Annotated in this window: 7 protein-coding genes; 2 read left to right on the forward strand and 5 right to left on the reverse strand. The window is 38.1% G+C overall.

Going from position 1 to position 6,869, the window contains the following annotated elements:
• Nucleotides 1-7: 7 nt before the first annotated feature.
• The 3 genes from QZ379_RS01515 to QZ379_RS01525 form a co-directional block, all read right to left on the reverse strand.
• Nucleotides 8-1,651 (reverse strand): sodium:solute symporter, encoded by a 1,644-nt coding sequence (locus QZ379_RS01515; protein ID WP_291557454.1) that lies wholly within the window; start codon nt 1,649-1,651, stop codon nt 8-10.
• Between the two features lie 2 nt (nt 1,652-1,653).
• Nucleotides 1,654-2,667, reverse strand: a complete 1,014-nt coding sequence (locus QZ379_RS01520; protein WP_291557459.1) for a glycosidase — start codon at nt 2,665-2,667, stop codon at nt 1,654-1,656.
• A gap of 168 nt (nt 2,668-2,835) precedes the next feature.
• A complete protein-coding gene (locus QZ379_RS01525) occupies nt 2,836-3,279 on the reverse strand; it encodes a thioesterase family protein (RefSeq protein WP_291557463.1) in 444 nt (147 codons plus the stop codon).
• A gap of 126 nt (nt 3,280-3,405) precedes the next feature.
• Here QZ379_RS01525 and QZ379_RS01530 point away from each other — a divergent pair, with 126 nt between their 5' ends.
• Nucleotides 3,406-4,692, forward strand: a complete 1,287-nt coding sequence (locus QZ379_RS01530) for an O-acetylhomoserine aminocarboxypropyltransferase/cysteine synthase family protein (protein ID WP_291557466.1) — start codon at nt 3,406-3,408, stop codon at nt 4,690-4,692.
• A gap of 110 nt (nt 4,693-4,802) precedes the next feature.
• Here QZ379_RS01530 and QZ379_RS01535 read toward each other — a convergent pair whose 3' ends face one another.
• Both QZ379_RS01535 and QZ379_RS01540 read right to left on the reverse strand, forming a co-directional pair.
• Complete coding sequence (locus tag QZ379_RS01535; protein ID WP_291557468.1) at nt 4,803-5,312, reverse strand: nitroreductase family protein; 510 nt, start codon at nt 5,310-5,312, stop codon at nt 4,803-4,805.
• Nucleotides 5,313-5,365: 53 nt separating this feature from the next.
• Complete coding sequence (locus QZ379_RS01540) at nt 5,366-6,025, reverse strand: DUF2490 domain-containing protein (protein WP_291557469.1); 660 nt, start codon at nt 6,023-6,025, stop codon at nt 5,366-5,368.
• A gap of 113 nt (nt 6,026-6,138) precedes the next feature.
• On the opposite strand from QZ379_RS01540, the gene QZ379_RS01545 reads away from it, so the two are divergent.
• Nucleotides 6,139-6,792: an HAD family hydrolase gene (locus tag QZ379_RS01545; protein ID WP_291557471.1), complete on the forward strand. Its 654-nt coding sequence runs from the start codon at nt 6,139-6,141 to the stop codon at nt 6,790-6,792.
• Nucleotides 6,793-6,869 lie beyond the last annotated feature (77 nt).

The following is a 6,869-nucleotide window of genomic DNA, read 5'->3' on the forward strand; positions in this document are numbered from 1 at the left end:
CTTTTTTTTAAATAAACAACAAATATTCTATTACACACAAAAGAGCTAAAATAGCACAAAGGACTCTGAAATTCTTGTACCAAACAACGCCTTTCAACTCCTTGGTTTCATCTTTCCACAACTGAACCTTCCACGTATTGGCCTCAACCTTATCGGCCGGAGGTAAAGAGGTACAAAGACTTACAACTGACATAACTACCATACTTGCTATCATCAACAATGGTGCCAACATCAGATAGTGTATTCCTATATTTACTCCCATACCATATTTCAGTCCCATAATAAGGAATGCCACTGCAAGACCAAACATAAGTCCTGTAAACGCTCCTATCGCATTTGCTCTTTTCCAAAAGACTCCAATGAAAAATGCTCCGACAATCGGTGGGGCGATATAAGAGACCATTTCCTGATAATAACCTACCAAAGAATCGAATTTTTGGATAAACGGTGCCCATGAAATAGCTATTACCAAGGCAACGAAAGATGCTATCTGTCCTATTCTCACCATTTTTTTAGAATCATTCACTTTGACATAACGTGAATAAAAATCCATGGTAAACAATGTAGATACAGAACTTAGAGTAGCACTAAGTGTAGAAGTCAAAGCGGAAATCATAGCGGCTATAATCACACCTATCAAACCTACAGGAAGTAATTTTACTATAAGACGTGGATAAACTTCATCAGTATTAATACCATATGTTTCCTTCAACACTCCACCGCTTATTATTTCATCAGGCAAGGCATCTCCTACTCCAAAAAGGTCTATGCCACGTGCTATAAGCCCCGGCATGATAAATATGAAAAGTGTAAACATATAGAGAAAACCAACAAAAAGCACTCCCTTGCGTCCTTCGTCTATGGATTTTGCCGACAAAACACGCTGAACCATAACTTGATTGTTACCCCAAAAGTAAAAACTCAGAATAGTAACTCCAAACAAAAGTCCTGGCCATGGCACAGTGGGGTCATCAATAGGTCTTATCAACTTTAGCCAAACTCCATCGTGAAATCTGTCAACAAAATTTTCCCATCCACCAATACTGTTAAAACATAGTATTGACAATATAATGGAACCTACCAACAGAATGACAGACTGTATAGCATCAGCATTTATAACAGAGGACAATCCGCCGACAATAGTATAACTGCCGGCCACTATACCCATTCCTATTATTATCCACATCATATCTATATCCGGGAACATCATCTTCAAAATCAATGCTCCGGTATATAGTGCGGCTGCAGCATCAAGAAAAACATTTCCTATAATCGTAATAAATGAGAAATACAATCGTGAACGACCATCAAAGCGCCTTTCCAAAAATTCAGGTATAGTGTAAATGCCTGATTTAATATAAAAAGGCAGGAAAAACATAGCGAAGAAAATCATTACAAATACGGCCATCAGATTGTAATTGAACACTGCTATGCCACTGATAAAACCTTCACCTGAATGACCTATAAGAGTTGAACTTGATATACTTGCTGCAAACAGGGACAAGCCCACCATTGGCCAGGACATACTTTTTCCGGCAAGGAAATAAGATTCCGAATCGGAAGTCTTACTATTTCGTAATGCCCACCAAATTATTCCTATAACAAATAATACAATTATCGTTATATCTATTGCCGAGATTGAACCTACCATAATTATTTGCTATCTTTTTTCACAAAATCAACCAATTCACTCAATTTGCATGTCGCCACACAGCACCACTGGTCCGAAGCACCATAATATACATATAAATCATCACCACGTACTACAGCCCCGGTCGGGAATACTACTCCCCATTTATATAAGCCGTCCTTTTCAAAACTTGTTTCAGGTTCCATGAGAAAATTCTGTGTCTTATACAAAACCTTTGTAGGGTCATCCAAATCAAGAAGACACGCACCTACACGATAAGTGAAATTTTCATCTACTCCATGATACAACAACAACCATCCTGACTCAGTTTTAATCGGAGGAGTATTTCCACCAACTTTTACCTCCCATTTCTCCTCACCTTTTAAAAGCAACTTGCTGGGAACATCCCAACTCATCAAATCTTCAGACGATTTTATCCATATAGCAGGATAATCCGTACCATATTCCGCACCAACATAATTTTTCGGACGATGCAACATATAGAACTTTCCGTTTATCTTTTCCGGGAAAAGAATAACATCCCTATCATCAAGAGATGGATGTGTCAACCTGCCAACCTTCTTGAAGTTCTTAAGATCCTTTGTTACAGCCAAAGCTGTGTTTCCAATATTATCCCTTAAACATTTAGGAGCAAAACTATTATGTTCCGGTGCTTCTACAATATCATATGCATTTTCCCAATAGCGTCCTGGAGGATATGGACGGAATGCATATGTCATATAAAATTCATCTTCAAATTTTACAATTCGTGGGTCTTCTACAGAACCTGCATCAAAACTATTCGGTGTAGGAGATAAAACAGGTTTATCAGAGACACGTTTAAAATTAAACCCGTCTTCACTGACAGCCAAACCGATGTGAATAAAATGTTCCGCATCATCACCTGCCGCTCTATATAATAAATAGAATTTACCGTTTTCATAGTAAGCTGCGGGATTACAGACAACAAGACTCTCCCATGTGTTTTCCGGATTAGGAGATAGGATTGGATTTCCTTCGAATTTTTTTAACTTCATATTCTATATAATTTTTCGTTACTATTTCTTTTGCAAAATTATATTGAAATAAGTTCTTTCCGATATACTATTTTGTTCATACGTTATACTTTATTGCAAGTATCGGTTCTTATATAAAAAATATACCGTTATAAACTCTTTAACGAAGCTTATAACGGTATATTTTTATTACTTTGATAATTCTTCCAATGTCTTCCCCTCATAGTCACATATTGCCTTCTTATATATCATAGGGATAGGTATCGGTTCTTTGGTTGCTACATCATAGCCTACAAGTACCGTACGACACTGACACTTCACAACACCGCTCGATTTGTTTATTGCACGCTGAAGCAATGTCAGACTTTTATTTCCGAGATGAACAACCGTAGTTTCTATGACCAGCTCATCCGAGAAAAATACCGGAGCAATAAAATCTGCATTTATATTAGCCACCACTACTCCGAACTTCTTCCAGTCATGCAAATCGCCAAACACGTCTTTGAAATAAGTAGTCTTGGCAAGGTCATACAAAGAAAAATACACCGAGTTGTTCATGTGGCCAAACTGATCGACATCACTGAACCGGATTTGAGCCGGTATCACGTGCTTAAAAACGATTTCATCTTCCATACAATTATTCTTATTTGGTTATATTGTTCAAATATAATTCTTTTTTTTGTCATTCGTCAACTAATTGACGGAAATATTAGTAATTTTGCCGTCAATAAAATAAATATTCAATAAAAATAAAACATTATGGAAAATAAATTAAGTAGAGAAACTCTATGCGTACAGGCCGGATGGCAACCTAAAAAAGGTGAACCGAGAGTATTGCCTATATATCAGTCGACAACATTCAAGTACGAAACAAGCGAACAGATGGCCCGCCTTTTCGACCTTGAAGAATCAGGATATTTCTACACCAGACTTCAGAATCCTACAAATGATGCCGTTGCTTCTAAAATTGCAACACTTGAGGGTGGTGTGGGAGCTATGCTTACTTCTTCAGGACAGGCAGCCAATTTCTATGCAGTATTTAATATTTGTGAAGCTGGTGATCATTTCGTATGCTCTTCAACAATCTATGGAGGAACATTCAATCTGTTTGCCGTTACAATGAAGAAACTCGGTATAGAATGTACTTTTATCGATGCGGATGCCAGCGAAGAAGAAATATCAAAGGCTTTCCGTCCTAATACTAAATGTCTGTTCGGAGAAACTATCTCAAACCCGGGTATCAATGTATTGGATATTGAGAAGTTTGCACGTATAGCACACAGTCACGGAGTACCTTTGATAGTTGACAACACTTTTGCCACACCTATAAACTGCCGTCCTTTTGAATGGGGAGCAGATATAGTGACACACTCTACAACAAAATACATGGACGGTCATGCCACATGTGTGGGAGGTGCTGTTGTTGATAGCGGAAACTTTGACTGGGAAGCAAATGCAGACAAGTTCCCCGGACTTACTAAACCGGATGAATCATATCACGGATTAGTTTATACAAAGGCTTTCGGCAAAATGGCATATATCACCAAAGCTACAGTTCAGTTGATGCGTGACTTAGGTTCAATTCAATCGCCTGAAAATGCTTTCTTGTTGAATTTAGGACTTGAAACATTACATTTGCGTATGCCTCGACACTGCGAAAATGCACAGAAAATAGCAGAATGGCTTGAAGCTCATCCTAAAGTAAAATGGGTTAACTATTGTGGACTGAAGAGCAACAAATATTACGACCTGGCACAAAAATATCTGCCTAACGGTTCATGCGGTGTAATTGCTTTCGGACTTAACGGCAGCCGTGAAGAGGCAATAGAATTTATGGATAATCTGAAAATGATTTGCATAGTAACACACGTGGCTGATGCACGTACATGTGTACTCCATCCGGCAAGTCATACCCACCGCCAGCTCAGCGACGAAAAGCTTATTGAAGCCGGAGTAGCACCAGACCTCATACGTCTGTCAGTCGGTATAGAAAATGTAGACGATATCATTGCAGATATCAACAAGGCTATAGAAAAAGTAAAATAAGCCTATAAGCGAAACTGACTATCAAAACGGCAAACGAGCATTGTTACAATGTTCATTTGCCGTTTTTTTAGCTTAAGGATTTTCTTTTTACATAAAAAGCAACATAAACTTTAGATGTATGTACAAATCTCACACATTTCTTTTCTCTTTTTCTCCGGGACTTCCGTATCAGAAGTGTATCCTACTGGTATGAGAGCTATCGGCTCCATATTCTCAGGTAATGTCATCAGCTGACGACACAAGGATGCATCAAAATTACATACCCAGCAAGTGCCTAATCCCTGTTCTGCTGCAGCAAGACACAAATGCTCTACTGCTATTGCCAAATCGATGTCTGCATGGTCTTTGTTATCCGAACGCCTATGCCAAGACTCATCATGGTTGGCACACGCCACAATTATACATGGAGCAGACTGAATCCACTCGCGCTTGTATGTAGACTTTATGGCATCCAGTTTTTCTCTGTCAGTAACAATATAGAACTTCCATAGCTGAAAATTTACAGCTGATGGTGCCAAACGTACGCATTTCATAATGTAATCCATTTTTTCCTTTTCTATCTGTCGTTCTTCGTACGAACGTACCGAGTAGCGTTTATTTACCAAATCAAAAAAACTCATGATAATTAAGAATTAAAAATTTATAATTAAAAATTAAAAGCCAACTAAACGGATTACAGATTAACGATGAATTCTATGCCGGCAATGTTAGTTTTCCTGGAAATATCATTCTGCCTGCAATAGAATACCGACAACGGATACATATCGCTTAAATTTATCTTCAATCCTGGCATATAACGGATTCTTTCTGCCCTGAAGAAATCATTATTTTCCAGATCATTGAAAGTTTCAATAGAAAAATACGGTGCCAGTATTGTCGACGGAATATTATAGTCGAACATCAGTCTTGAACGGATTATAGTTTCTGCATCACCTAAAGCAAAAGTTTGCTGAAATCTTTCTCTCCAACGAATTCTGAAGTCACCTTTCTTCCATGTAGCCTCTGACCCTATATGATACCTATATGCATTGAATTCTCCCTTGGAAGCACTATTCCTGCGATGATAGGCAAAAACACCTTTCAACTCCCATTTAGGTAAAACCTTATACCCCAATCCGGCATTTACAAAAAATCTCTCAAAAACACTAAAATCATCCCTTGTTCTGACCTGCACTTTAGACATCACCCTAAACGACTGATTAAACTTATGGTTCACAACAACCGAAGTCCAGGAACTCCAGTCTGTAAAATCCTGCGCCATCAATCTTGTATTTTCAAATATCAAAAAACCACAAAATACCAACAATATTACTCCCAACCTATGTGTTTTCATAATTTTATCACTTTTTAGATTCACAAAGATATAATAAATCAAACGATTTTCCGTAAGTTTGCAGTCGATTTATAAACTATCAGACAATTAAATAAAAAGAAAATTCTTTATTCATGAAACTTGCAATTTTCGATTTGGACGGCACATTACTCGATACAATAGCCGACCTTGCCGCAGCTACAAACTTCGCACTTGCGCACTATGGACTTCCTACACACAAGGAAGAAGAATACAAATTCTTCGTTGGAAATGGTATAAACAAAATGTTCGAACGTGCACTTCCCGAAGACAAACGCAACGAAGAATATATAACAAAACTACGTTCGCAGTTCGTACCATATTATGATGTCCATAATTCTGACCTTAGCCGTCCGTATCCCGGAATGGTTGAACTGCTCAAGGAACTGCAGAGAAATAATATTGCCATAGGAGTGGCATCAAACAAATATCAGGAAGCTGCCGTAAAACTTGTACTTCAGTTCTTCCATGGAGTAGATTTCTCTCTGATACTTGGACAGAGAGAAGGTGTCCCTTCTAAACCGAACCCTACGATAGCTTATGAAATAATCGAACACACAGGTATTGCCAAAGAAGATACTGTCTACATAGGCGACTCCTGCGTAGATATGCAGACCGGAAAGAATGCAGGTGTAACTACTGTAGGTGTAAGTTGGGGATTCCGACCAAAGGCCGAACTTGAATCATATGGCCCTGACTTCATTGCCGATAATGCAGATGAACTGCGCAAATATTTATTAGGAGATTAATTTAAACTGATTTCATAGAATACTTAATTTAAGTTTCGCAAGTTCAGCTTGCTAGTTTTAATTTGTAAATATTGCAT

The organism is Bacteroides sp. (assembly GCF_019417265.1).
GTDB lineage: Bacteria > Bacteroidota > Bacteroidia > Bacteroidales > Bacteroidaceae > Phocaeicola.

Coding starts and splice junctions, on each gene's coding strand:
- QZ379_RS01535 (WP_291557468.1), bottom strand. CDS start 5,312: ATGAGTTTTTTTGATTTGGTAAATAAACGCTACTCGGTACGTTCGTAC.
- QZ379_RS01545 (WP_291557471.1), top strand. CDS start 6,139: ATGAAACTTGCAATTTTCGATTTGGACGGCACATTACTCGATACAATA.
- QZ379_RS01520 (WP_291557459.1), bottom strand. CDS start 2,667: ATGAAGTTAAAAAAATTCGAAGGAAATCCAATCCTATCTCCTAATCCG.
- QZ379_RS01525 (WP_291557463.1), bottom strand. CDS start 3,279: ATGGAAGATGAAATCGTTTTTAAGCACGTGATACCGGCTCAAATCCGG.
- QZ379_RS01530 (WP_291557466.1), top strand. CDS start 3,406: ATGGAAAATAAATTAAGTAGAGAAACTCTATGCGTACAGGCCGGATGG.
- QZ379_RS01540 (WP_291557469.1), bottom strand. CDS start 6,025: ATGAAAACACATAGGTTGGGAGTAATATTGTTGGTATTTTGTGGTTTT.
- QZ379_RS01515 (WP_291557454.1), bottom strand. CDS start 1,651: ATGGTAGGTTCAATCTCGGCAATAGATATAACGATAATTGTATTATTT.